Source organism: Pseudomonas sp. DG56-2 (assembly GCF_004803755.1).
Lineage (GTDB): Bacteria > Pseudomonadota > Gammaproteobacteria > Pseudomonadales > Pseudomonadaceae > Aquipseudomonas > Aquipseudomonas auratipiscis.
The window spans coordinates 1,102,121-1,123,940 of the sequence record NZ_CP032311.1; the positions used below are offsets into that span (position 1 = coordinate 1,102,121).

The window sequence follows — 21,820 nt, forward strand, 5'->3', positions numbered from 1 at the left end:
GGTCGCTTTTTCAGGTCCAGCCGCTTGATCAGAATTCGTGATCAGCGGTGTCTGGGTTGAGGTTGGTGATGCCCAGCTTGCCAGCGGCTTGTTCGATTGCGCCGGTCTGCTTGACCAGGGAGGCGATTGCGTCGCGTACGATCTGGTTGCCGGCGGTGTTGTCGGCAGCGATCAGTTGATCGTAGTGCTCGCCTTTGAGGGCGTGATCGACAATTACCTGGATTTTCGCTTCGGTCGCTTCCAGGTCGGCCTTCAGCGTGGTGTCGGTGGCGGGGTCGATTTTGGCTACCAGCGACGACAGGCTAGGGCCGGTCAGCTTGGTGCCATCGGCGCGAGTGTACTCGCCCAGGTAGACGTTACGGATACCCTTGGCGTCGTAGAAGTGCGAGTAGTGGGTGTTGTCGCTGAAGCAGTCGTGCTCGTCCTCAGGCGAATTGGCTTCCAGGGAAACCTTCATGCGCTCGCCGGCCAGTTCACCCAGCGACAAGCTACCCATGCCGAACAGCATTTTGCGCAGGCCGTCGGTGACAGGCTCTGCCTCCAGCGTGGCGCGGTAGTTGGTGGCAACGTTCGGTGCCCAGTTGCCGACCATTTCTTCCAGGTCGCTGACCAGCAGTTGAGTCACGGCCTTGAGGTAGGCACGGCGACGCTCGTTGTGACCGCCAGTGGCGCCTGCGCCTTCCAGGTAGTCAGAGGCTGGACGAGCACCGGCGCCTGGGCCGGTGCCGTTCAGGTCCTGGCCCCAGAGGAGGAATTCGATGGCGTGGTAGCCGGTAGCGACGTTGGCTTCGGAACCGCCCAGTTCATTCAGACTGGCCAGTTTTTCTGGGGTGATTTCCTTCACGTCGATCTTGTCTTCGCCGACCTGAATCTCGGTGTTGGCGATGATATTGGCCGAAGCGCCTGGGTTGCCCAGTGCGTGCTCGTAGCTGGCGTCGACGTAGTCGATCAGGCCTTCGTCCAGAGGCCAGGCGTTAACTTGGCCTTCCCAGTCGTCGATGATGGTGTTACCGAAACGGAATACTTCGCTCTGCAGGTAAGGCACGCGAGAAGCGACCCAGGCAGCTTTGGCAGCCTTGAGGGTTTCATCGTTAGGCGTGGCGAGGAAAGCGTCGATAGCGGTCTGCAGGGTTTTGGCGGTGCTCAGCGAGTCGCTGTAGACGGCGTGAACGATGTCGGCGTAGTGCTTGACCACAGCCTTGGCAGCGGCCTCGTCGACGGCACCTGCGGTAGCGGCGGCGGCAGATGGGGCCGGGGCTTGGGCTTGCGGTGCGGCGGCCTTGTCCTTGTCGTCGCCACAACCGGCGAGAGAGATGGCAATGGCCAACAGACTGGCGGTGGCCAGAGGCATACGAATCATGGTGAATTCCTGCGTCGAGAGGTTGGACAGGCGTACCGAGGTACGCAAAACTGCAACATAATGCGAAAGATTTGCATTTTGTGTAAAGAGGCAGCCACGTAAATATTCAAATGCGTGTATCTGCCTGTTCGCTCAATGTCTTCAGGGGTTTAGAGAATCGAAACTTGATTGCGCTGCGCTTGGCGCAGGAAGGCCGTCAACTCCCTCGCTGGCAGCGGCTTGCTGTAGTGGTAGCCCTGACCTTCATGACAGCCCTGGGCAATGATGTAGGCCTCTTGCTCGGCAGTTTCGACACCTTCGGCGATAACCTGCATGCCCAGGCTCTTGCCCAATTGAATGATGGCGCGAACGATGGTGGCATCATCGTCGTCATCGAACAGGTCCTGGACGAAGCTCTTGTCGATCTTGATCTTGTCCAGCGGCAGTGATTTCAGGTAGCTGAGCGAAGAGTAGCCGGTACCAAAGTCGTCAATGGCGATCAGTGCGCCGGAGCGCCGCAGGCTCAGCAAGTGTTGGGCGGCGGTGCTGATGTCTTCCATCAGGCCGGTTTCCGTAACCTCCAGTTCCAGGCTGCGTGGCGGCAGGCGATAGATTTGCAGCAGGTTGTTGACCACTCGCGGCAGCTCGTTGTGGTGCAGTTGCACAGTCGAGAGGTTGACCGCCATGCGCAATTCGCTGAAGCCTTGATCGTGCCATTCGCGCAATTGCCGGCACGCCTGATCGAGTATCCACTCGCCAATGGTGATGATGTTGCCGTTCTGTTCCGCCAAGGGAATGAACTGGTCCGGGGGCACTAAGCCCAACTCCGGATGCTGCCAGCGCAGCAGGGCCTCGACACCGACCACACGATGATCGCGGTAGCTGATCTGTGGCTGGTAGACCAGGTACAGTTGATTGCGCGGCAGGGCTTCGCGCAGGTCTTTTTCCAGCTCCCGGCGACGGCGCATTTCGCTGTCGACGCTGGCGATGTAGAACTGGTAGCGATTGCGCGAGCGAGTCTTGGCCAGGGTCATGGTCTGCTCGGCTTTTTGCAGCAGTTTTTCGGTGCTGTCGCCGTCTTCCGGGAACAAGGTGATACCGATCGTTGCCCGCAGGCGGATTTCCTGATGGTCGAGGGCGAAGGGCGCCTCCAGGTCATCGAGAATGCTTTGCGCCAGTTCGGCGGCTTCGTAGGGCTGCTCTATGTCAGCCTGGACCAGAGCAAACTGGTCGCCACCCAAGCGTGCGAGGGCACCAAGACGACCGCTGTGGGCGCGCAGGCGATCAGCCAGGGCCAACAGCAGCTGGTCCCCAGTCTGATAGCTGAATTGCTCATTGATACCTTTGAAGTCATCCAGGCCAACACACAACACGGCGACCCGGCGTTGCAGGCGCCCGGCGTCGACGAGGATCTTGTCCAGTTGCTGTTGAAGTTGCTGGCGGTTGGGCAGGCCGGTGAGAAAGTCGTACTGGGCCATGCGCAACAGGCTGTTCTCGGCCTCGTGGCGCAAATGTGTATTGCGCTCGATCGAGGCCAGAAGCTGGTTTGCGGTATTGACCCATACACCCAGTTCGTTGCGCTCGTGCCCCTTGATCAGCGGTAACTGGTGCTGGCTGGGGCGGTCGGGATTGATCTGGGTAAGGTGCTCGATGATTTTTGACAGGGGCTTGGTCAACATCCAGTGATACACCAGATACAGCACCAGGCCCATGGCCAGGGCGCGAAGCACGCCGGATATGAAGATGATGACCGAATTGACCAGGAAGCCCGCGCCATAGGCGGCCGTGTCGAGGGTAATGCTCAAGTCGCCATAATATTCGCTGTAGGGGCCACGGCCGACCAGTTGCGTGGTGAACGTGCGCTCCTGTCCGAGAATCAGGTCGGTCAACCAGCGCGAGGACGACTCCTGCAGGGGGCGGTTTTTCTCGGCGAGCATGGTCTCATTGGGATGGCCAATGGAAGCCATGCGCACGGATTCGTCCTGGAACAACCCCTCCATTACCTGCATGCCCATTTCCTTGTCCAGGCTATAGACCGCCTGGGTGGATGGGTCGCGAAACATGTCGAGAATTCGCTGGGCATCGTTGGCCACTGCCTGACGCGTCTTGTAGGCGTCGAAGACGATCTGCGCACAACTGAGAACGACACCAACCACCAGTGCCGAGAGCAGTACGACCCTGAGCAACTTGACCGATAAGCTGTTTTTAAGTTCCAGCTTCAATGGGGTTTCCTTAATCCATGCGCATGACATCATTTTGCCATCAATTTTGGCAATCCACTATCGGCCGTTGTCACAACCTTCACGCTAAAGGCGAAGTGTTTCCTGCAATCTCTTTATCGGATGCCCGGCCTTGCGACTTTAATACTGAAAGTGAACTTTCCAAGAGTTGATGTTAGCGCGGTATCAGCATGGAGCAAGAGCCAGTCGCTGTCTCTAAGTCGAAAAAAAACCCGGACAAGCCGGGTTTTTTTCACTGCGTTCGCTTAAGCGGTGAAGGTCTTGCCTTCGAACTGCTCAGCAACGAACTTCCAGTTGACCAGGTTCCAGAATGCCTCGACATACTTGGGACGCAGGTTGCGGTAGTCGATGTAGTAGGCATGTTCCCAGACGTCGCAAGTCAGCAGTGGGGTATCACCGCTGGTCAGCGGGCAGCCGGCGCCGATGGTGCTGGCCAGAGCCAGGGAACCGTCAGCCTTTTTCACCAGCCAGCCCCAACCGGAACCGAAGGTGCCGACGGAAGTCTTGGTGAACTCTTCCTTGAACTTGTCGAAGGAGCCGAATGCAGCGTTGATGGCTTCAGCCAGCGCACCGGTAGGTTGGCCACCAGCGTTTGGCGCCAGGCAGTTCCAGTAGAAGGTGTGGTTCCAGACCTGAGCGGCGTTGTTGAAGATACCGCCCGAGGAAGACTTGACGATCTCTTCCAGGGTTTTGCCTTCGAACTCGGTGCCTGGGACCAAGTTGTTCAGGTTCACGACATAGGTGTTGTGGTGCTTGTCGTGGTGGAACTCCAAGGTTTCCTTGGAAATGTGCGGCTGCAGAGCGTCGTGTGCATAAGGCAGCGGCGGCAATTCAAAAGCCATGGTGATTCTCCTAATCAGGTCTGATGCGGTGAGCGCAAGGCCGATCACGGGCGGCCGGTGTGCGTCGGGGAGTTTGTACTCTTTGCGACGCAAGGGCTGGATCATAGCACCCGGCCCTGTGCTTAACCACGCAACAAGTGTAGGGGAAAGAGGTTCCAGAGCCTTCGAACCCGGCAGACGAGCGGCAATCAGGCGAAGATCAACTGGGCCGCGACCGCGAACATCATCACCGCGACCATCAAGTCCAGCAGCCGCCAGGTGCCTGGGCGAGCCAGCCATGGGGCAAGCCAGGCGGCGCCCAGGGCCAGGGTGAAGAACCACAGCAGCGAAGCACTGGCCGCACCCGCCACGTAGGCGCCAGGCACAGTCTGTTGCGCGCCAAGGGAGCCGATCAGCAACACTGTGTCCAGATAAACGTGGGGGTTGAGCAGGGTGACGGCCAAGGCGCTGAGCAGCACCGCCCGGCGCGATCGCAGACCCTGGCCTTCTTCTTGTTGCAGGCTTTGTTTCGAGCAAGCGCGCAGCAATGCCTTGCTGCCGTACCAGATCAGGAAAACGGCGCCACCCCAGCGCGCCACCGCCAGCAAGGTCGGGTTTTGTGCCAGCACCGTTGCGAGGCCGAAGACCCCAGCGGCAACCAGCAAGGCGTCGCACAGCACACACAGCGCCGCCACCGGCAAATGATGTTCACGGCGCAGACTCTGGGCCAGGACGAAGGCATTCTGGGTGCCGATCGCCATGATCAGGCCGAAGGCGACCAACAGGCCGTTCAGGTAGCTTTGCCACATAGGAAGCGCTCCACAAGCACCGGCAGGCGGCCGGCACGGAAATCGGAAAGAAGATGCTGGCCATTTTGCGGTCAAGGTCTGTATAAGAAAAACAAATAAAGCTGATCCGGCATTAGGAAAAATAATGTTCGATTACAAATTGCTCTCGGCCCTCGCAGCAGTCATCGAGCAGGCCGGTTTCGAGCGCGCAGCGCAGGTGCTGGGCTTGTCGCAATCGGCGATCTCGCAGCGCATCAAACTGCTGGAGGCGCGCGTCGGGCAACCGGTGCTGATCCGCGCCAACCCTCCGAGCCCAACCGATGTCGGCCGGCAGTTACTCAACCATGTGCAGCAGGTGCGCTTGCTGGAGCGTGACCTGCAAAGCCAGGTGCCAGCGCTTAACGAGGAGGGCATGCCGGAGCGCTTGCGCATCGCACTGAACGCCGACAGCCTGGCCACTTGGTGGGCGAGTGCGGTGGGGGCTTTTTGTGCCGACCAGCAGGTGTTGCTGGATCTGGTGGTGGAGGATCAGGAAGTCGGTCTCAAGCGCATGCGTGCCGGTGAAGTGGCCGCCTGCTTGTGTGGCAGTGAGCGGCCGGTCGCGGGTGCACGCAGTATTCTGCTGGGGGCCATGCGCTATCGTGCGCTGGCCAGTCCGGCCTTCATGGCGCGCTATTTTGCCGAAGGCTTCGACGCCAAGCGCTTACCGCGCACCCCGGCGCTGGTCTTCGGGCCGGATGATTTTCTTCAGCACCGCTACCTGGCTACCTTGGGCAGCCAGGATGGCTTCATGCATCACTTGTGTCCTTCTTCGGAAGGTTTCTTGCGCATGACCGAGGCGGGGCTGGGATGGGGACTCGTGCCCGAACTGCAGGTCCGTGAGCAGTTGGCCAGTGGGCGTCTGGTAGAAATTTCGGCGGATAAACCCATCGATGTGCCGTTGTACTGGCATCATTGGCGCAACGGCGGGCAACTGCTCGGGCAATTGACCGAGCACTTGCGACAGACCGCAAGGCAATGGCTGGTGCCCTTGTAGGCACGGGTAGCGTCAGCAGCATCTGAAAATTGGTTAGGCGGAGTGGTACATGCGAATTCTGGTCACCGGCGCAAGCGGCTTTATCGGCGGGCGCTTTGCGCGCTTTGCCCTGGAGCAGGGTCTTGATGTTCGGGTCAACGGCCGGCGTGCCGAAGGCGTCGAACACCTGGTGCGCCGCGGGGCTCAGTTCACTCCCGGCGATTTGGGCGATGCCGATCTGGCGCGACGCCTGTGCCAAGGCGTCGATGCGGTGGTGCATTGTGCCGGGGCGGTGGGTAACTGGGGCCGCTACCAGGACTTCTACCAGGGCAACGTGGTAGTCACCGAGAACGTGGTCGAGGCTTGTCTCAAGGAACAGGTGCGGCGCCTGGTGCACTTGTCGTCACCGTCGATCTACTTCAACGGCCGCTCGCAGTTGAATATCAATGAAGAGCAGGTGCCGCGGCGCTTCCATGATCACTATGGGGCCACCAAGTACCTGGCGGAGCAGAAAGTGTTCGGGGCGCAGGAGTTTGGCCTGGAAGTAATGGCGCTGCGGCCACGTTTCGTTACCGGGGCGGGTGATGTCAGTATTTTCCCGCGGCTGTTGCAGATGCAGCGCAAACGCCGCCTGGCCATCATCGGAAACGGCCTGAACAAGGTCGATTTCACCAGTGTGCAGAATCTCAACGAAGCGCTGCTCAGCGCTTTGTTCGCCGATGAACAGGCCCTGGGCCAGGCGTACAACATCAGTAATGGTCATCCACTGCCCGTGTGGGATGTGGTCAACTACGTGATGCGCCAGATGCATTTGCCACAAGTCACCCGCTATCGCTCCTATGGCCTGGCCTACAGCTTGGCCGCGTTGAATGAGGGGGCTTGCATGCTCTGGCCAGGCCGCCCACAGCCGACCCTGTCGCGCCTGGGGATGCAGGTGATGAGCAAGGACTTCACCTTGGATATCACCCGCGCCCGGCAGTTGCTGGACTACCGACCCACCGTCAGTTTGTGGACCGCCTTGGATGAGTTTTGTGGCTGGTGGAAGGCGCAACAGTCCCATCGGTGAACCCGCAGGTGGGTTTGTGGTCGATCAGTGCGCCGTGTAAGCGGTTTATACTAGTGCCTATTTGCTATTACGGCGGTTGAAGGCTCCCATGCGTAACGATGCTCAAGAAAATTTCGACAATGTTCCGACGCTGCGTGCCCAGTTGCGCGACGACGATGACTTCGACAGTCTGCCGCCAGACCGCGGTCCGATTGTAGCTGGCGCGCGTAAAGCTCCACGGGCGGCAAGCACCGGGCCATTGTGGGCATTGCTGGGGGCATCGGTGATTGCATTGGCGGGGCTTGGCTGGTGGAGTTTCCAGCAGATCTCGTTGATGGAACAGCAATTGATTGCGACCCAGGAAAGCTTTGCCCGTATCAGCGAAGAAGCGGCAGGGCGGCTGCAGGTGATCAGTGGCAAGGTCGATGCCAGTGAGACCAGTGTCAACAGCGGCAGCGAGGCGTTGAAGCTGCAGATCAAGCAACTGCAAGCCAATCTGCTCGAACAGAAACAGCAGCAACAGGGTGTCGCTGGCCAAGCCGGCGATTTGAGCAAGCGCCTCGAGCAAGTGCTGGCCCAGGCCACTTTGCAGCAAACGGCTTCGGCAGCGGCCACGGCCAAGTTGCAGGAAGAGTTGCAGGCACAGCTCAAGGCGGTGAATGCCGAGTTGGCTGTCTTGAAGGCGGCGCAAGTTGATGGCGGCAAGCTCGATACCCAGATCAAAAGCCTCACTGCCGATATTGCGGCCTTGAAGAAGCAGGGCAATCCGAATGCTGCTATCGAGCGTCTGGAGCAGGATTTGTTGGTGCTGCGCAGCGAGCAGGACAACCGTCCGGCAACGCCTGTAGCGGCGGGAGCTTCGGTTGCCGAGTTTGATGCGTTCCGACGTCAGATGAGTCGCAGCATTACGACTTTGCAGAGTCAGGTACAGAACCTGCAGCAGCAGATCAACGCTCGGCCTTAGCCGGTGGGGCGTAGTGCGTGATCTGCTGCGCAGTGGTGGTAAAACCTGAGTTACATCCGTGGATAGTCGATGTAACCCACCGGACCTTTGGCGTAGAAGGTTTCCGGGTGCGCTTCGTTCAAGGGGGCATCCGCCGCCAGTCGCGCCGGCAGGTCAGGGTTGGCAATGAACGGGACGCCGAAGGCAACTGCATCGGCTCGACCGCTGGCCAATGATGCGTTGGCGCTGGCTTTGGTGAAACGCTCGTTGACGATGTAAGGACCGCCGAACGCTTCCTTGATCAATGGTCCGATGCTGTCGTCGCCTTCTTTTTCTCGTGAGCAGATGAAGGCAATTTTGCGCTTGCCCAGCTCACGGGCAACGTAGGTGAAGGTTTCTGCGCGATTGGCATCGCCCATGTCGTGCAGGTCGGCACGTGGGGACAGATGAACACCGACCCGTTGCGCGCCCCATACCTCGATCAAGGCATCAGTCACTTCCAACAGCAGGCGCGCACGGTTTTCCAGGGAACCACCGTATTGGTCGCTGCGCAGATTGGTGCTGCTCTGCAGGAATTGATCGAGCAGGTAGCCATTGGCGGCATGTACTTCCACGCCATCAAAACCTGCAGCCTTGGCGTTCTCGGCGCCGGTGCGATACGCCTCGACGATATCGGCAATTTCCTCGGTTTCCAGGGCCCGTGGGGTCGGGAAGTCGGCCATCGGACGCACCAGGCTGACGTGGCCTTTGGGCTGGATTGCGCTCGGTGCTACCGGGGCTTCGCCATTGAGGTAGAGCGGGTGCGAGATGCGCCCCACATGCCACAGTTGCAGGTAGATCCGTCCGCCAACAGCGTGGATGGCTTTGGTCACGTTGGTCCAGCCGCGTACCTGATCGCTGGACCAGATGCCAGGGGTGTCTGGATAACCGACACCCATCGGTGTTACCGAAGTGGCTTCGCTCAGAATCAGGCCGGCGCTGGCGCGTTGTACGTAGTACTCGGCCATCAGCGCATTCGGCACTCGGCCTTGGTCGGCGCGGCAACGGGTCAGCGGGGCCATGATGATGCGGTTCGGCAGCTCAAGGTCGCCGAGGGTGATCGGGTCGAAAATAGTCGTCATAGGTACCTCAAGACTGATTAATGAGTAGCAGGTGCCAGTTCGGTTTTGCCGCCGCGCTGGCTGAAAGTGATCAGGGTGACGATGAGGGCGAGTACTGCCAGTGCAGCGGCTGCCAGGGGGACGCGGGTAAGGCCCAGTCCTTGTGCGATGACCGTGCCGCCAACCCAGGCACCGAGGGCGTTGCCCAGGTTGAATGCGCCAATGTTCAGGGTCGATACAAGGTTGGGGGCAGCCTTGCCGAAGGTCACCACGTTGACCTGCAGTGCAGGTACGGCGGCGAAGGCAGCTGTGGCCCAGAGGAACAAGGTGATTTCCGCGGGGATCAACGCAGAGCTGGTCCAGCTCAGTACAGTGGAGATCACGGCCATGCTGGCGAACACGCCAACCAGGGTGGCGGCGAGGCGCTTGTCCGCCAACTTGCCTCCGACAATGTTGCCCAGGGTCAGGCCAACACCAATCAACAGCAGGGTCCAGGTCACGCCGCGCGGCGACACGCCGGTGACATCACCCAGCAGTGGTGCGACATAGGTGAACAGGGCAAACATCGAGGCCGAGAAGAGTACGGTCATCGACAACGACAACCAGATACCCGCGCCCTTGAGGGCGGCCAGTTCGGCACGCATGTCGAGCTTTTCTTCGTCATGGCGAAACGGCAGGAAGCGGATCAGGCCGATCAAGGCAATCACGCCGATCACCGTCACTGCCCAAAACGTTGAGCGCCAGCCGTACTCCTGACCCAGGGCAGTGCCCAGCGGCACGCCAAGCACGTTGGCCAGGGTTAAACCCGTGAACATCAGTGCCACCGCCGAGGCGCGACGATTGGCTGGTACCAGGCTGGCTGCCACCACCGAACCGATACCGAAGAAGGCGCCGTGACACAGGGCGGTGACCACCCGGGCGAACATCAGCAGGTTGTAGTCGCTGGCCACCGCACACAGCAGGTTGCCGACGATGAACACGCCCATCAGGGCGATCAACGCAGCTTTGCGCGGTAGCCGCGAGGTGGCCAGGGCCATGAATGGCGCGCCGATAGCCACGCCTAATGCGTAGCCGGTGACCAGCCAGCCTGCGCCGGGAATCGTCACGCCCAGGTCTGCTGCAACATCAGGCAGCAGACCCATGATCACGAACTCGGTGGTACCAATGGCGAAGGCGCTGAGCGCCAGGATTATTAATGAAAGGGGCATTGCAAGGTCCTTGTCAGAGCTCATTGCTCATCTGCTTGAGGAACGCCTGGATGGTTTCCTCGTTGCGCTTGAAAAAATGCCACTGGCCGATCTTCTGGCTGCTGATAAGGCCGGCACGCTGCAAGGTGGCCAGGTGGGCCGAGACGGTTGACTGCGACAGGCCGCAGCGTTGGTCGATTTGACCGGCGCAGACACCGTGTTCGGTGCTGTGGTGCTGGTCAGGAAATTGCGCGTCGGGGTCTTTCAGCCAGTTGAGGATTTCTCGCCGTACTGGGTGGGCCAGGGCTTTTATTATTTCGTCGAGATCGAGAGGCATGGTTGGGCTCGTGGTTGTGTAGCGGTATATCGCGATGAGGCGAAATATAAATCGATATTTCGCGATATACAAATATGAAGAGGTTCTTAGCTCAGCTTGAATCGCTATATCGGGTTATAACGATATGGCCGGCACAGGTGCTAAACTGCGCGCATGAACTATCTCGCACACCTACATCTGGGCGGCCAGCAGCCCGAGCAGTTGCTCGGCAGTCTCTATGGCGATTTTGTCAAAGGGCCGCTGGCCGGGCGCTTTTCTGTTTCCTTGGAAGCGGCTATTCGCTTGCATCGGCAGATTGATGTATTCACCGATAGTCATCCCTTGGTACTGCAGTCGCTCGCGCGCTTTCCCCGGGAACGGCGACGCTATGCCGGGATCATCCTTGATGTGTTTTTCGATCATTGTCTGGCGTTGCACTGGCAGGACTATGCCGAGCAGCCGCTGGAGCAATTTACCGGCAACGTCTATCAAGTGTTGGCAGCGCAAGCGGACTTACCCGGACGGCTGGCACAGATCGCACCGTACATGGCGGCGGACGATTGGCTGGGCTCATACCGTGATTTTGCAGTGTTGGAGCAGGTGTTTCGCGGTATCGCCCGGCGCCTGTCGCGCCCGGAGGGCATGGACGGGGCGCTGGAAGAGGTTGACGCGCTGTACGCACCGCTGATGGAAGACTTCCGCAGCTTTTACCCCGAGTTACAAGCCTTCGCCGGCAAGGCCCTGTTTCAGCGTTAGGCCGCCTTGGCCCGACGTTGTGTCTGGACCGCCGGCTGGTTCGTACCAAACAATGCGGTTTGAATAGCCTGCTGCGCCTTGAACGCCAGCGCTGCCCGTTCTTCACCGCTACTGGGTATCGGCTTTAGCAGGTGGATTTCCACTTCTGCGCATTCATGCTTGAACAAGCGCATCAGGTGCGAAAGCAGATCATCATCGCCAACGAACGGGGCGATTGGATCGACCTGGCCATCGCGAAGGTAACGCAACGCCACCGGTTGCAGGGGTACCTGAGTGTCGATGGCACTGGCTAACAGGCGGCCATGGAAGGTGCGTAGGCTGCGACCATCCGTGGTGGTGCCTTCCGGGAACATCAACAACGCGCAGGCGTGTTGCAGATGCTGGCTGATTTGGCTGCGCAACAACTGGCTGTCACTGCCACCGCGACGGATGAACAGGGTCCCGGCCTTGAGCGCCAGCCAACCTGCTACTGGCCAGGTGCGAACTTCTGCCTTGGACAGAAATGACAGCGGGGTGAGCATGCCAAGCAGGGGGATGTCGGTCCAGGACACATGGTTGCTGACCCAGAGCATGGGTTGTTGCGGCAATTGGCCGAGCACGCGAACCTTGAAGGGCAGGGCATTACTCAGCTTACGCATGAACAGTTGTGACCAGCGCTGGCGGCGTTCAGCCGAGGCCGGGATGCGCAGCTGTTCGTAGAAGGTGAATAACGCAGCCATGCCTAAACCGAACATTACCACCAGCAGCACCCGCAGAACGCGTGCGAGTACGCGCAAGCGCTGCATCACACCGCCGCCTTGAAGTGGCGGGCATAGCGCGGGCATAGCTCGTCGCGTTTTAGCAGGATGAAAACATCGGCGACCTGGAAGTCTTCATCCCAGCAGGGCTCGCCGCAAATCTTCGCCCCCAGGCGCATGTAGGCCTTGAGCAGCGGTGGCATTTCGGCGATGACGTTGCCGTGTAGTGCCAGGCTTGGCAGCGGATTCTTCGGTTCGGCGCGCAGGTTTTCAGTGCACAGGTGGCGTTCGCGCAGGCGCTGCATGATCGCGTGGGCTTGCACACCGCCGTCCTGCATGGGAATGCTGGCGCAGCCCATCAGGTAGCTGTAGCGACCCTCATTGAGCACTTCTGCCAACTCGGCCCAGAGCACGGCGATGGTGCCGCCGTTGCGGTAGGCAGGGTCGACGCAGGTGCGACCGAGTTCCAGTATGGGGCCTTGCAGGTGGCCAAGACCATGCAGGCTGAATTCTTCTTCGCTGTAGAAGCGCCCCAGGCTGTTGGCCGCCTGGTGGTCGAGCAAGCGAGTGGTGGCAACCAAACGACCGCTGATGAGATCGCGCACACCGATGTGGCGGCAATGAATGTCGTAGTCATCGATGTCCAGGCCCAACTCGGCACCCTTGAGCTTGGCGTTGAATTCACCGCTGAAAACGTTGAAACGAAGCGTTTGTGCTTCCTGCAGGGCCGTTGGCCCGACCAGGCGTTCGGCTTGTAGACGGCGTTCAGTGCTGTTGTCGCTAGTGCGAGCGATCCGAGTCATTACGAGTCTCCATAAGCCAGCCATGGGTTGCGGCCGGTCGGCTTTGTTGTGCAAGCTCAGCCTAGGTAGACGCAGTGTCACCCCCATGAACCTTTGGTGATGCTTGTATGACAGCCCTCGAGGAGCGCTCCAATGACCTGGCTGCAACGACTCAACGACCCGCAACGACATCATTTTTCGGACAGTCTGGCTGACAGCTACAGCAGTTTGCTGGGGCGACTGGGGGCGGTCAGTCCGTTTGAATTGGCCGTGCTGGGCGCGCGGGCCATGCCAACCCCGGGACTGGCCTTTCTGCTCGGTTACCAGGCGGCCTTGCGGGTGCTTTGGCCAAGCGCCCCGGCGAGCCTTGGTGCCTTGTGTGCCAGCGAGCGACGCAGCGTACGGCCGGCGGATATGCAGGTACGCCTGGATGATCTGCGTCTGAGCGGCAGCAAGGACTTCGTCACTGCCGGGCTGGACGCCGAGTGGCTGCTGGTCGCTGCACGCAGCGAGGTCTCTGGCGAATCACCGCAAGTGAGCCTGGCAGTGGTCTATCCGGGTGAGCCGGGCGTGCGCCTTGAGCCGCTGCCCGCTTTGCCCTTGATGCCGGAAGTGGGGCATGCCCGCCTGCACCTGGATCAAGCCTTGTGTGAGCGCTTGGCGGGGGACGGCTGGGACGCTTATGTCAAACCCTTCCGCACCCTTGAAGACCTCTATGTGCTCAGCGCCCTGTGCGCCTGGCTTTATGGCGTGGGGCAAGACAGTGGATGGCCGCAAGCCTTGCAATTACGACTGATCGGTCTGCTGGGTGGCTGCGCCGAGGGTAGCCGTCAATGCGCAGACTCCACTGCATGCCATTTGCTGCTGGGTGGATTGTTCGCCCAATTCGCTGCGCTCAAGGATGAGATCAACCGGGCCTTGTACCAATCGACGGGGGAGTGGGCTGCGTTATGGCAACGCGACCAGGGGTTGCTGGAAATCGCCAGTGCCGCGCGTGCCAAGCGCCTGGCCAAAGCCTGGGCCAGCGCCGGATTGTCATGAAGACAGGCTAGTCTGAGAAGACCCTGACCTTGAGTGACACCGCATGTACAAAGCGCTGTTGGCTGTGTCGCTCAGCCTGTTTCTCACCAGCTTCCAGGCGCTTGCCGAGGAAGTCTGGCCCAGCCCTGACTGGCGCGTGGCGGATGACTCCAGCACTACGGACTGGCGAGAGGTTCAAGCCTATGCGTTTGCCGACCGTGACGACAGCCGTCGTGAAGGTGTGCGCACCGATGCTTTGTTGGTAATCAAGGATGGGCGCATTGTCTACGAGCACTATGCTGCGCCAACTACCGCCAATACCCCGCACCTGACTTGGTCCATCAGCAAAAGTGTATTGGCCGCTGTGCTGGGCGTTGCATACGGTGAGGGCCGTTTTCACCTCAACGACCCAGTGGCCGGCTTTTATCCTCCGATGCAGTCTCACCCTCACGTTCGCCTGGAGGATCTGCTGCATTGGGCCAGTGGTCTGAATTGGCAGGAAAACTACGAATACGCCCCGTTGCATTCATCGGTGGTGGCCATGCTCTACACCCGCGGGCGCGGTGATATGGCCGCCTTCACTGCCGCTCGACCCGCGGCCGAAACGCCAGGCCAACGCTTTCTCTACTCCAGTGGTGATAGCAATCTGTTGGCAGCGGCCTTGCGTGCAATGCTACCGCCCGGAGATTACGCCGCGTACCCCTGGGATGCCCTGTTCACGCCATTGGGAATCGAATCCGCCGTGTGGGAAAAAGACACCAGTGGCACATTTGTGGGCTCATCCTATCTGTATATGAATGCACGCGACCTGGCGCGGATCGGCTTGCTGATGCTGCGAAACGGCCGCTGGCACGCGCAGCAGGTTGTGCCCCAGGACTGGGTTGCCTTCAATCGCAAGCTGTTCGACAAGGCAGTCGCCGAACCCGGAGAAGCCAACCCTGGCGGACACTGGTGGCTCAATCAGCCGCTAGCCGGTGGCGGGCGGCCTTGGCCGGATGCGCCGGCCGATACCTTCGCGGCCTTGGGCCATTGGGGCCAGGCGCTGTATGTGCTACCGCAGAAGCAGATGATCGTGGTGCGTTACGCCGATGATCGCGATGGCCGCTTTCAGCACAACGAATTGCTCAAGCGGGTGCTGGCGGCACAGGTCGAGGGGCAACCATGAAGCGCGTGTCGCTGGTGCTTGTGTTGCTCGTTGGGGCCTGGGGATGGCACGAACGCCAGGCCTTGGCGGATTTTCCCGGGATTCTCAGCGCCTATTCTGCCAAGGAGTACTGTTCTTGTCGGTTCGTCATGGGTTTCGATACGCCTTACTGCCAGGCCTACGTGCGCCAATATCTGCCCTTGAGCCGTCTTGTGGAAAACACTCAGGCTCGCCAGGTCACTGCAGTGGGGCTCGGGGTTGAACGTCGTGCATTGTGGCGGGGCACCCGCGAAGGCTGCAGCTTGCTGCCGTGAGGGCAGCCGGGTAATGTTGACGGCCTCAGTGTTACAGGATCTCTCATGTTCTCTTTGCCTCGTCTGCTACTTGCCCTGCTTGCTGCCGTGAGCCTCTCCGCCAATGCCAATTGGCACCTGGATGGCGAGTCGTCGCGCCTGTCCTTTATCTCCAGCAAAAATGGCGATACCGCCGAAGTCCACCGCTTTTTGGTTTTACACGGCAAAGTCGACCGTAAGGGCGCCGCCGAGCTGATGATCGAGATGGACTCCAACAATAGTGGCGTGCCACTGCGTGATGAGCGCATGCGCAAGGATCTGTTCGACTATGCGCGCTTCCCGGAAGCCAAGGTCAGGGCCCAGATCGATTTGCGTCCGATCAACGACCTGGCCAATGGCGCTCAGGTCGAGTTGCGCATGCCATTGACGGTCGAGCTGCATGGAAAGGAGCACAGTTACAACGCCTTGTTGTTGGCCACACGCCTGGACGAGCGGCGCTTTCAGGTGGTGACCCTGGAACCATTGATGCTACGCGCCGAAGACTTCGATTTGCTCCCAGGCGTAGAGACGCTGCGCAAGCTGGCGGGGCTCACATCCATCAGCCCGTCGGTGCCGGTCAACGCGGTTCTGATCTTCACGGCGCGCTGACATGGCCGGACCGGTCTTCCCTTGGCGAGATGGCAACCGGTTCGAATTATTGATCGACGGCCCTGCGTTTTTTCCGCGCATGCTTACAGCCATCGTGCGGGCTGAGCAGCAGGTCGATCTGGAACTGTACCTGGTGGAGGCGGGTGCATGCGCCGAGACCATGGTCCAGGCGTTGATCCAGGCGGCTGAACGCGGCGTGCAAGTGCGTTGCCTGTTCGATGACTATGGGGCGCTGGCCTTCACCTTGAACTTGCGTAAGCGCCTGATTGCGGCGGGGGTCGAGTTACGCTGGTATAACCGTCTGAGCTGGCGCCGGGGCGTGCGCAATCTCTACCGGGATCACCGAAAATTGCTGCTGGTCGATCAATCCTGGGCGGTTGTTGGCGGTACCGGTGTTACAGATCAATTCTGGGTGCCGGAACAAGATACCAGCGAGTGGCATGAGGTGATGGTGCAGATGCAGGGGCCGTTGGTGGCCGACTGGCAAATGCTCTTCGATCGCCAATGGCGCGCCAACCTGCGCCGCACGGCCTGGCGACCACCCACGCACTTCGGCCTGCCGCGCCTGCCCCATGTGCCTGATCGTGGCGAGGGTATGGGCCGCGTAGCTTATGCCGATGCCCGCCAGCATCGGGACATTCTGCAATCGCTGGTGCGTGCATTGAACAGCGGTCAAAAGCGTATCTGGCTGGCTACGCCCTACTTCTTGCCGACATGGAAAGTACGTCGCTCCCTGCGACGGGCTGCCGCTAACGGTATCGATGTGCGGCTGCTATTGACCGGCCCACGTACCGATCATCCGTCGGTGCGTTATGCCGGCCATCGTTATTACCCGAGATTGTTACGTGCAGGGGTGAAAATCTACGAATACCAGCCGTGCTTCTTGCACCTGAAAATGGTGCTGGTGGACGACTGGGTGAGTATCGGCTCGTGCAACTTCGATCATTGGAATCTGCGATTCAATCTCGAGGCCAATGTCGAGGCACTTGATCCGCCGCTGACGGCTGCGGTAGCAGCGAGTTTCGAGCGTGACTTTGCGCAAAGCCTGTGTATTGATTTCGCCCATTGGCATGCGCGGCCGTTGTGGAAGCGCTTGCAGCAGAGGGTATGGGGGTGGTTGGACCGGTTGGTGGTTAACTTGCTGGATCGGCGTAATTAACCCGGTGAATTTTAAACCGGGCGAAACGTTCTCGGTAAGCCGGACACTAACGTGGGCTTTAAATCGTGTCACCTAGCAAAAATACTAGGTGTCAAGACGCTTTAAAGATAACTTGGAGGTAGCGAAAATAAAAAAGCCCGGCATGTGCCGGGCTATTTCAACGCAAGAAGTGAATCACTTCACCTCTACCGCCAGACTTTCGGCGATTTTGCTTTGCCACAGTGCAGGCCCGGTGATGTGCACCGACTCACCATTGCTGTCGACCGCAACGGTAACGGGCATGTCCTTGACGTCGAACTCGTAGATCGCTTCCATTCCCAGTTCGGCGAATGCCAGTACCTTGGACTTCTTGATCGCCTGGGCCACCAAGTAAGCGGCACCACCGACAGCCATCAAGTAAACGGCTTTGTTGTCCTTGATCGCTTCGATGGCGGTAGGGCCACGCTCGGACTTGCCGATCATGCCCAGCAGGCCGGTTTGCTCAAGAATCTGGCGCGTGAACTTGTCCATCCGCGTAGCGGTAGTTGGGCCGGCAGGGCCAACCACTTCTTCGCGTACCGGATCAACCGGGCCCACGTAGTAGATGAAACGACCCTTGAGGTCGACCGGCAGCTCTTCGCCACGGTTGAGCATTTCAACCATGCGTTTGTGTGCAGCGTCACGACCGGTGAGCATCTTGCCGTTGAGCAGGATGGTCTCGCCCGGCTTCCAGCTTTGCACCTCTTCCGGCGTCAGGGTGTCGAGGTTGACACGGCGGGCCGACGGGCCAGCTTCCCAGACGATTTCCGGGTAGGCATCCAGCGATGGCGCCTCAAGATCAGCCGGGCCGGAACCGTCGAGCACGAAGTGGGCGTGACGGGTCGCTGCGCAGTTGGGGATCATGCAAACCGGCAGGGACGCGGCATGGGTTGGGTAATCCATGATCTTGACGTCGAGCACGGTGGTAAGACCGCCCAGACCCTGGGCACCGATGCCCAGCTGGTTAACTTTCTCGAACAGCTCCAGGCGGATCTCTTCGATACGGTTTTGCGGACCACGGGCCTTGAGCTCGTGAATGTCGATGGATTCCATCAACACTTCCTTGGCCATCACTGCGGCCTTCTCGGCGGTACCGCCGATGCCGATGCCGAGCATACCCGGCGGGCACCAGCCAGCACCCATGGTCGGAACGGTCTTGAGCACCCAGTCGACGATCGAGTCGGACGGGTTGAGCATGGCCATTTTCGACTTGTTCTCGGAGCCGCCGCCTTTGGCTGCCACATCCACTTCTACGGTGTTACCCGGAACGATGGAGTAGTGGATGACCGCAGGGGTGTTGTCCTTGGTGTTCTTGCGAGCGCCTGCCGGGTCGGCAAGGATCGAGGCACGCAGGACGTTTTCCGGCAGGTTGTAGGCGCGACGCACGCCTTCGTTGATCATGTCGTCCAGGCTCATGGTGGCGCCATCCCAGCGCACATCCATACCAACGCGCACGAACACGGTGACAATACCGGTGTCCTGGCAGATCGGGCGGTGACCCGTGGCGCACATGCGCGAGTTGATCAGGATCTGCGCGATGGAGTCACGCGCAGCAGGCGACTCTTCACGCAGATAGGCCTCATGCATGGCCTGAATGAAGTCAACGGGGTGGTAATACGAAATGAACTGCAGGGCGTCGGCAACGCTCTGAATCAGGTCGTCTTGCTTGATCACGGTCATGCAGCGCGCTCCTCTTAAAGACGGGAACATTCAATAAGGTATTCCGACGCGGACAGGCCGAGGTGTCGAAACGACCTTTCACGGCGCGCCGACGGTCTGACTGGCGGCGCAAAAAGGCGCGGCAGTATAGCGCGCATCGGCCATTGGTTCACGTATCAGTGGTCTGACGAAGGTCGGTAACCGCCAGGCATCGTTTTTGCGTAACGCCTGTTTATGCATAAACTGACTGCCTTGAGGTCTGGGAGACCATTGATGCCTGAATTGCGGGTGGATGAGCAGCAGTGGACGGTGGCGCCGGGCAGCAATCTGCTCGATGCACTCAACACTGCAGGTTTTTCGGTGCCGTACAGTTGTCGCGCTGGTAGTTGCCATGCGTGCCTGGTGCGCTGCCTGCAAGGCCAGCCGCAGGACGCCCGGCCCGATGCCTTGAGCGCGGAGCAGCACCGCTTGGGTTGGCGCCTGTCCTGTCAATGTCGGGTTGAAGAGGATTTGCAGGTTGCCCTGTTCGATCCGCATCAAGATGGTATCGGCGCAACGCTGATAGCGCACGATTGGTTGAGCCCGACGGTGTTGCGCCTGCGTCTGCAAGCGGAGCGGGCGTTGCGCTACCGGGCAGGTCAGCACCTGGTGTTGTGGAGTGCCAACGGCGTAGCTCGGCCTTACTCATTGGCCAGCCTGCCCGATGAAGAGCGCTTTTTGGAGTTTCATCTGGATTGTCGTCAGCCCGGTGCGTTTTGTGACGCAGCGCGCCAACTACAGGTTGGGGACGCCTTGCGGTTAGGTGAGTTACGCGGCGGTGCGTTGCACTACGACCCGGACTGGCAGGAGCGTCCGCTCTGGCTGTTGGCTGCAGGGACCGGCTTGGCGCCGTTGTGGGGCATTTTGCGCGAAGCCCTGCGACAGGAACACCACGGGCCGATTCGTCTGCTGCACCTGGCCCATGATGGCGAGGAGCATTATCAAGCAAGCGCCTTGGCTGAGTTGGCCAACGACCACCCGCAACTGCAAGTGGAGTTGCTCACTGCGCAAGATGTGCCCCAGGCGCTGGCATCGATACGTTTGCAATCACGCCAGACCATTGCCTTGGCCTGCGGTTCTCCCGCCAGCGTCGAGCAGTTTTCCCGACGACTGTTTTTGGCAGGGTTGCCGCGCAATCAGCTGTTTGCCGATATCTTTATCGGACATGCATAAAAAACCGCAGCACAGGCTGCGGTTTTTCTGTTACCAGGCAGAATCAGACCAGCGAATCACCAACATGCAGGATCTTCATGCCGTTGGTGCCACCAATGGTGTGGTAGCTGTCGCCTTTGGTCAGGATTACCCAGTCACCGGGCTCCACCAGACCACGCTTGAGCAGCTCATCGACCGCTGCCTGACTGACTTTCTCCGGTGCCAGGGCAGCTGGATCGAAAGCAATCGGGTAGACACCGCGGAACATCGAGGCGCGAGCCTGGGTGGCGCGGTGTGGCGACAGGGCGAAGATCGGCACCGAGGAACGCAGGCGCGACATGATCAGCGGGGTGTAGCCACTTTCGGTGAGGGCGATGATCGCCTTGACGCCCGGGAAGTGGTTGGCCGTGTACATGGCCGCCAGGGCGATGCTTTCGTCGCAGCGCTCGAAGCGGGTATGCAGACGGTGGCTGGACTTCTGGCTGGTCGGATGCTTTTCAGCACCCTGGCAGATGCGCGCCATGGCCTGGACCGCTTCGATCGGGTAGGCGCCAGCGGCACTCTCGGCCGAGAGCATCACCGCGTCGGTGTTGTCGAGCACGGCGTTCGCCACGTCGGACACTTCAGCACGGGTCGGCATCGGGTTCTGGATCATCGACTCCATCATCTGTGTCGCAACGATGACGGCTTTGTTGTTGCGCCGGGCGTGCTGGATGATTTTCTTCTGGATAGCGATCAGCTCGGCGTCGCCGATTTCCACACCCAGGTCACCACGCGCAACCATCACTGCGTCACTGGCAGCGATCAGGCCGTCGAGGGTTTCGTCGTCGGCGACCGCTTCGGCGCGTTCGATCTTGGCTACCAGCCAGGCGCTACCGCCAGACTCGTCACGCAGGCGACGGGCGTATTCCATGTCGCTGGCATCACGCGGGAAGGAAACGGCCAGGTAGTCCAGGTCCATTTCGGCTGCCAGCTTGATGTCGGCCTTGTCTTTTTCCGTCAGGGCCGGGGCGGTCAGGCCACCCCCTCTGCGGTTGATGCCTTTGTGGTCGGACAGCGGGCCACCGATCAGCACCGAGCAGTGCAGGGCATCGCTGGTGGCGGTTTCGACGCGCATAACCACGCGACCATCATCGAGCAGCAACTCGTCACCGACGCCGCAGTCTTTGACCAGGTCCGGGTAGTCGATACCGACGATATCCTGGGTACCGTCTGTCAGCGGGTGAGCGGTAGAGAACGTAAAGCGATCACCGACTTTCAGTTCGATGCGCTTGTTGGTGAATTTGGCGATACGAATCTTCGGACCTTGCAGGTCGCCGAGCAGTGCCACGTGGCGGCCCAGGCGTGCCGCAATCTCGCGAATCAGGCGAGCGCGAGCCTTGTGCTCATCGGGCGTGCCATGGGAGAAGTTCAGGCGAGCCACATCCAGACCGGCAAGGATCAGTTGTTCGATAACTTCCGGTGAGTTGCTGGCGGGGCCTAGGGTGGCGACGATTTTGGTACGGCGGATGGTCATGCACAGACTCCTATAGTGAAGCGCAGCGAAAGGCTACTCTGGAATTTCGCTGTAGTCATTGTTCCTTTGCACTACCTTGCCCGTTGGCAGGGGGGCGTTTGAA

21 protein-coding genes are annotated in these 21,820 nt (G+C 60.0%); 10 read left to right on the forward strand and 11 right to left on the reverse strand.

Going from position 1 to position 21,820, the window contains the following annotated elements; genetic code table 11:
- Nucleotides 1–28: 28 nt before the first annotated feature.
- From D3Z90_RS05200 to D3Z90_RS05215, 4 genes are all read right to left on the reverse strand, one after another.
- Nucleotides 29–1,360 carry an imelysin family protein gene (locus D3Z90_RS05200; RefSeq protein ID WP_136474724.1) on the reverse strand — a complete coding sequence of 444 codons (1,332 nt, stop codon included), beginning with the start codon at nt 1,358–1,360 and terminating at the stop codon, nt 29–31.
- Nucleotides 1,361–1,509: 149 nt separating this feature from the next.
- Nucleotides 1,510–3,561: a bifunctional diguanylate cyclase/phosphodiesterase gene (locus D3Z90_RS05205; protein WP_136474725.1), complete on the reverse strand. Its 2,052-nt coding sequence runs from the start codon at nt 3,559–3,561 to the stop codon at nt 1,510–1,512.
- 263 nt (nt 3,562–3,824) lie between these two features.
- Nucleotides 3,825–4,421 (reverse strand): superoxide dismutase, encoded by a 597-nt coding sequence (locus tag D3Z90_RS05210; RefSeq protein WP_136474726.1) that lies wholly within the window; start codon nt 4,419–4,421, stop codon nt 3,825–3,827.
- 188 nt (nt 4,422–4,609) lie between these two features.
- A complete protein-coding gene (locus D3Z90_RS05215) occupies nt 4,610–5,209 on the reverse strand; it encodes a LysE/ArgO family amino acid transporter (protein WP_136474727.1) in 600 nt (199 codons plus the stop codon).
- Between the two features lie 124 nt (nt 5,210–5,333).
- Between D3Z90_RS05215 and D3Z90_RS05220 the strand changes: the two genes are divergently transcribed.
- The 3 genes from D3Z90_RS05220 (at nt 5,334) to D3Z90_RS05230 (ending at nt 8,212) form a co-directional block, all read left to right on the forward strand.
- Nucleotides 5,334–6,224, forward strand: coding sequence for a LysR family transcriptional regulator ArgP (locus tag D3Z90_RS05220; RefSeq protein ID WP_136474728.1), 891 nt, complete (start codon nt 5,334–5,336; stop codon nt 6,222–6,224).
- A gap of 49 nt (nt 6,225–6,273) precedes the next feature.
- On the forward strand, nt 6,274–7,269 hold the full coding sequence (locus D3Z90_RS05225) for an NAD(P)-dependent oxidoreductase (RefSeq protein WP_136474729.1): 996 nt from the start codon (nt 6,274–6,276) through the stop codon (nt 7,267–7,269).
- Between the two features lie 88 nt (nt 7,270–7,357).
- Nucleotides 7,358–8,212 carry an ATPase gene (locus tag D3Z90_RS05230; protein ID WP_136474730.1) on the forward strand — a complete coding sequence of 285 codons (855 nt, stop codon included), beginning with the start codon at nt 7,358–7,360 and terminating at the stop codon, nt 8,210–8,212.
- Nucleotides 8,213–8,262: 50 nt separating this feature from the next.
- Here the strand turns inward: D3Z90_RS05230 and D3Z90_RS05235 are convergent, their stop codons facing one another.
- From D3Z90_RS05235 to D3Z90_RS05245, 3 genes are read right to left on the reverse strand one after another with little or no spacing between them, the layout of a single operon-like run.
- The gene (locus D3Z90_RS05235) at nt 8,263–9,312 is read right to left on the reverse strand and encodes an alkene reductase (RefSeq protein ID WP_136474731.1); all 1,050 of its coding nucleotides are present in this window, start codon (nt 9,310–9,312) and stop codon (nt 8,263–8,265) included.
- A 17-nt stretch (nt 9,313–9,329) separates the two neighbouring features.
- Nucleotides 9,330–10,499, reverse strand: a complete 1,170-nt coding sequence (locus tag D3Z90_RS05240; RefSeq protein WP_136474732.1) for an MFS transporter — start codon at nt 10,497–10,499, stop codon at nt 9,330–9,332.
- Between the two features lie 13 nt (nt 10,500–10,512).
- Nucleotides 10,513–10,815: a helix-turn-helix transcriptional regulator gene (locus D3Z90_RS05245; protein ID WP_136474733.1), complete on the reverse strand. Its 303-nt coding sequence runs from the start codon at nt 10,813–10,815 to the stop codon at nt 10,513–10,515.
- A gap of 153 nt (nt 10,816–10,968) precedes the next feature.
- Between D3Z90_RS05245 and D3Z90_RS05250 the strand changes: the two genes are divergently transcribed.
- Nucleotides 10,969–11,550, forward strand: a complete 582-nt coding sequence (locus tag D3Z90_RS05250; protein WP_136474734.1) for an ACP phosphodiesterase — start codon at nt 10,969–10,971, stop codon at nt 11,548–11,550.
- Here the strand turns inward: D3Z90_RS05250 and D3Z90_RS05255 are convergent.
- Both D3Z90_RS05255 and olsB read right to left on the reverse strand, forming a co-directional pair.
- On the reverse strand, nt 11,547–12,335 hold the full coding sequence (locus D3Z90_RS05255) for a 1-acyl-sn-glycerol-3-phosphate acyltransferase (RefSeq protein WP_136474735.1): 789 nt from the start codon (nt 12,333–12,335) through the stop codon (nt 11,547–11,549). The genes D3Z90_RS05250 and D3Z90_RS05255 overlap by 4 nt on opposite strands.
- Nucleotides 12,335–13,090, reverse strand: coding sequence for an L-ornithine N(alpha)-acyltransferase (gene olsB, locus D3Z90_RS05260; RefSeq protein ID WP_136474736.1), 756 nt, complete (start codon nt 13,088–13,090; stop codon nt 12,335–12,337). The genes D3Z90_RS05255 and olsB overlap by 1 nt, the downstream gene beginning before the upstream one ends.
- Before the next feature lie 132 nt (nt 13,091–13,222).
- On the opposite strand from olsB, the gene D3Z90_RS05265 reads away from it, so the two are divergent.
- From D3Z90_RS05265 to D3Z90_RS05285, 5 genes are read left to right on the forward strand one after another with little or no spacing between them, the layout of a single operon-like run.
- Nucleotides 13,223–14,110: an acyl-CoA dehydrogenase gene (locus D3Z90_RS05265; protein WP_136474737.1), complete on the forward strand. Its 888-nt coding sequence runs from the start codon at nt 13,223–13,225 to the stop codon at nt 14,108–14,110.
- A 43-nt stretch (nt 14,111–14,153) separates the two neighbouring features.
- Nucleotides 14,154–15,254, forward strand: coding sequence for a serine hydrolase (locus tag D3Z90_RS05270; RefSeq protein ID WP_136474738.1), 1,101 nt, complete (start codon nt 14,154–14,156; stop codon nt 15,252–15,254).
- Entirely contained in the window at nt 15,251–15,547 is a 297-nt protein-coding gene (locus D3Z90_RS05275) for an amidase (protein WP_136474739.1), read from the forward strand. Before D3Z90_RS05270 ends, D3Z90_RS05275 begins: the two co-directional genes overlap by 4 nt.
- 45 nt (nt 15,548–15,592) lie before the next feature.
- Nucleotides 15,593–16,174, forward strand: coding sequence for a YceI family protein (locus D3Z90_RS05280; protein WP_136474740.1), 582 nt, complete (start codon nt 15,593–15,595; stop codon nt 16,172–16,174).
- Nucleotide 16,175: 1 nt separating this feature from the next.
- Entirely contained in the window at nt 16,176–17,333 is a 1,158-nt protein-coding gene (locus D3Z90_RS05285; protein ID WP_136474741.1) for a phosphatidylserine/phosphatidylglycerophosphate/cardiolipin synthase family protein, read from the forward strand.
- 174 nt (nt 17,334–17,507) lie between these two features.
- Here the strand turns inward: D3Z90_RS05285 and D3Z90_RS05290 are convergent, their stop codons facing one another.
- Nucleotides 17,508–19,031: a fumarate hydratase gene (locus D3Z90_RS05290; protein WP_136474742.1), complete on the reverse strand. Its 1,524-nt coding sequence runs from the start codon at nt 19,029–19,031 to the stop codon at nt 17,508–17,510.
- Between the two features lie 252 nt (nt 19,032–19,283).
- Here D3Z90_RS05290 and D3Z90_RS05295 point away from each other — a divergent pair, with 252 nt between their 5' ends.
- Complete coding sequence (locus D3Z90_RS05295; protein ID WP_136474743.1) at nt 19,284–20,222, forward strand: iron-sulfur-binding ferredoxin reductase; 939 nt, start codon at nt 19,284–19,286, stop codon at nt 20,220–20,222.
- A 43-nt stretch (nt 20,223–20,265) separates the two neighbouring features.
- On the opposite strand, the gene pyk is transcribed toward D3Z90_RS05295, so the two are convergent.
- Nucleotides 20,266–21,717, reverse strand: a complete 1,452-nt coding sequence (gene pyk / locus D3Z90_RS05300; RefSeq protein WP_136474744.1) for a pyruvate kinase — start codon at nt 21,715–21,717, stop codon at nt 20,266–20,268.
- Nucleotides 21,718–21,820: the final 103 nt, after the last annotated feature.

Excerpts from the sequence above, each read along its gene's own strand:
- D3Z90_RS05200 (WP_136474724.1), bottom strand. The coding sequence starts at position 1,360 with ATGATTCGTATGCCTCTGGCCACCGCCAGTCTGTTGGCCATTGCCATC.
- D3Z90_RS05210 (WP_136474726.1), bottom strand. The coding sequence starts at position 4,421 with ATGGCTTTTGAATTGCCGCCGCTGCCTTATGCACACGACGCTCTGCAG.
- D3Z90_RS05215 (WP_136474727.1), bottom strand. The coding sequence starts at position 5,209 with ATGTGGCAAAGCTACCTGAACGGCCTGTTGGTCGCCTTCGGCCTGATC.
- D3Z90_RS05220 (WP_136474728.1), top strand. The coding sequence starts at position 5,334 with ATGTTCGATTACAAATTGCTCTCGGCCCTCGCAGCAGTCATCGAGCAG.
- D3Z90_RS05225 (WP_136474729.1), top strand. The coding sequence starts at position 6,274 with ATGCGAATTCTGGTCACCGGCGCAAGCGGCTTTATCGGCGGGCGCTTT.
- D3Z90_RS05230 (WP_136474730.1), top strand. The coding sequence starts at position 7,358 with ATGCGTAACGATGCTCAAGAAAATTTCGACAATGTTCCGACGCTGCGT.
- D3Z90_RS05235 (WP_136474731.1), bottom strand. The coding sequence starts at position 9,312 with ATGACGACTATTTTCGACCCGATCACCCTCGGCGACCTTGAGCTGCCG.
- D3Z90_RS05240 (WP_136474732.1), bottom strand. The coding sequence starts at position 10,499 with ATGCCCCTTTCATTAATAATCCTGGCGCTCAGCGCCTTCGCCATTGGT.
- D3Z90_RS05245 (WP_136474733.1), bottom strand. The coding sequence starts at position 10,815 with ATGCCTCTCGATCTCGACGAAATAATAAAAGCCCTGGCCCACCCAGTA.
- D3Z90_RS05250 (WP_136474734.1), top strand. The coding sequence starts at position 10,969 with ATGAACTATCTCGCACACCTACATCTGGGCGGCCAGCAGCCCGAGCAG.
- D3Z90_RS05255 (WP_136474735.1), bottom strand. The coding sequence starts at position 12,335 with ATGCAGCGCTTGCGCGTACTCGCACGCGTTCTGCGGGTGCTGCTGGTG.
- olsB (WP_136474736.1), bottom strand. The coding sequence starts at position 13,090 with ATGACTCGGATCGCTCGCACTAGCGACAACAGCACTGAACGCCGTCTA.
- D3Z90_RS05265 (WP_136474737.1), top strand. The coding sequence starts at position 13,223 with ATGACCTGGCTGCAACGACTCAACGACCCGCAACGACATCATTTTTCG.
- D3Z90_RS05270 (WP_136474738.1), top strand. The coding sequence starts at position 14,154 with ATGTACAAAGCGCTGTTGGCTGTGTCGCTCAGCCTGTTTCTCACCAGC.
- D3Z90_RS05275 (WP_136474739.1), top strand. The coding sequence starts at position 15,251 with ATGAAGCGCGTGTCGCTGGTGCTTGTGTTGCTCGTTGGGGCCTGGGGA.
- D3Z90_RS05280 (WP_136474740.1), top strand. The coding sequence starts at position 15,593 with ATGTTCTCTTTGCCTCGTCTGCTACTTGCCCTGCTTGCTGCCGTGAGC.
- D3Z90_RS05285 (WP_136474741.1), top strand. The coding sequence starts at position 16,176 with ATGGCCGGACCGGTCTTCCCTTGGCGAGATGGCAACCGGTTCGAATTA.
- D3Z90_RS05290 (WP_136474742.1), bottom strand. The coding sequence starts at position 19,031 with ATGACCGTGATCAAGCAAGACGACCTGATTCAGAGCGTTGCCGACGCC.
- D3Z90_RS05295 (WP_136474743.1), top strand. The coding sequence starts at position 19,284 with ATGCCTGAATTGCGGGTGGATGAGCAGCAGTGGACGGTGGCGCCGGGC.
- pyk (WP_136474744.1), bottom strand. The coding sequence starts at position 21,717 with ATGACCATCCGCCGTACCAAAATCGTCGCCACCCTAGGCCCCGCCAGC.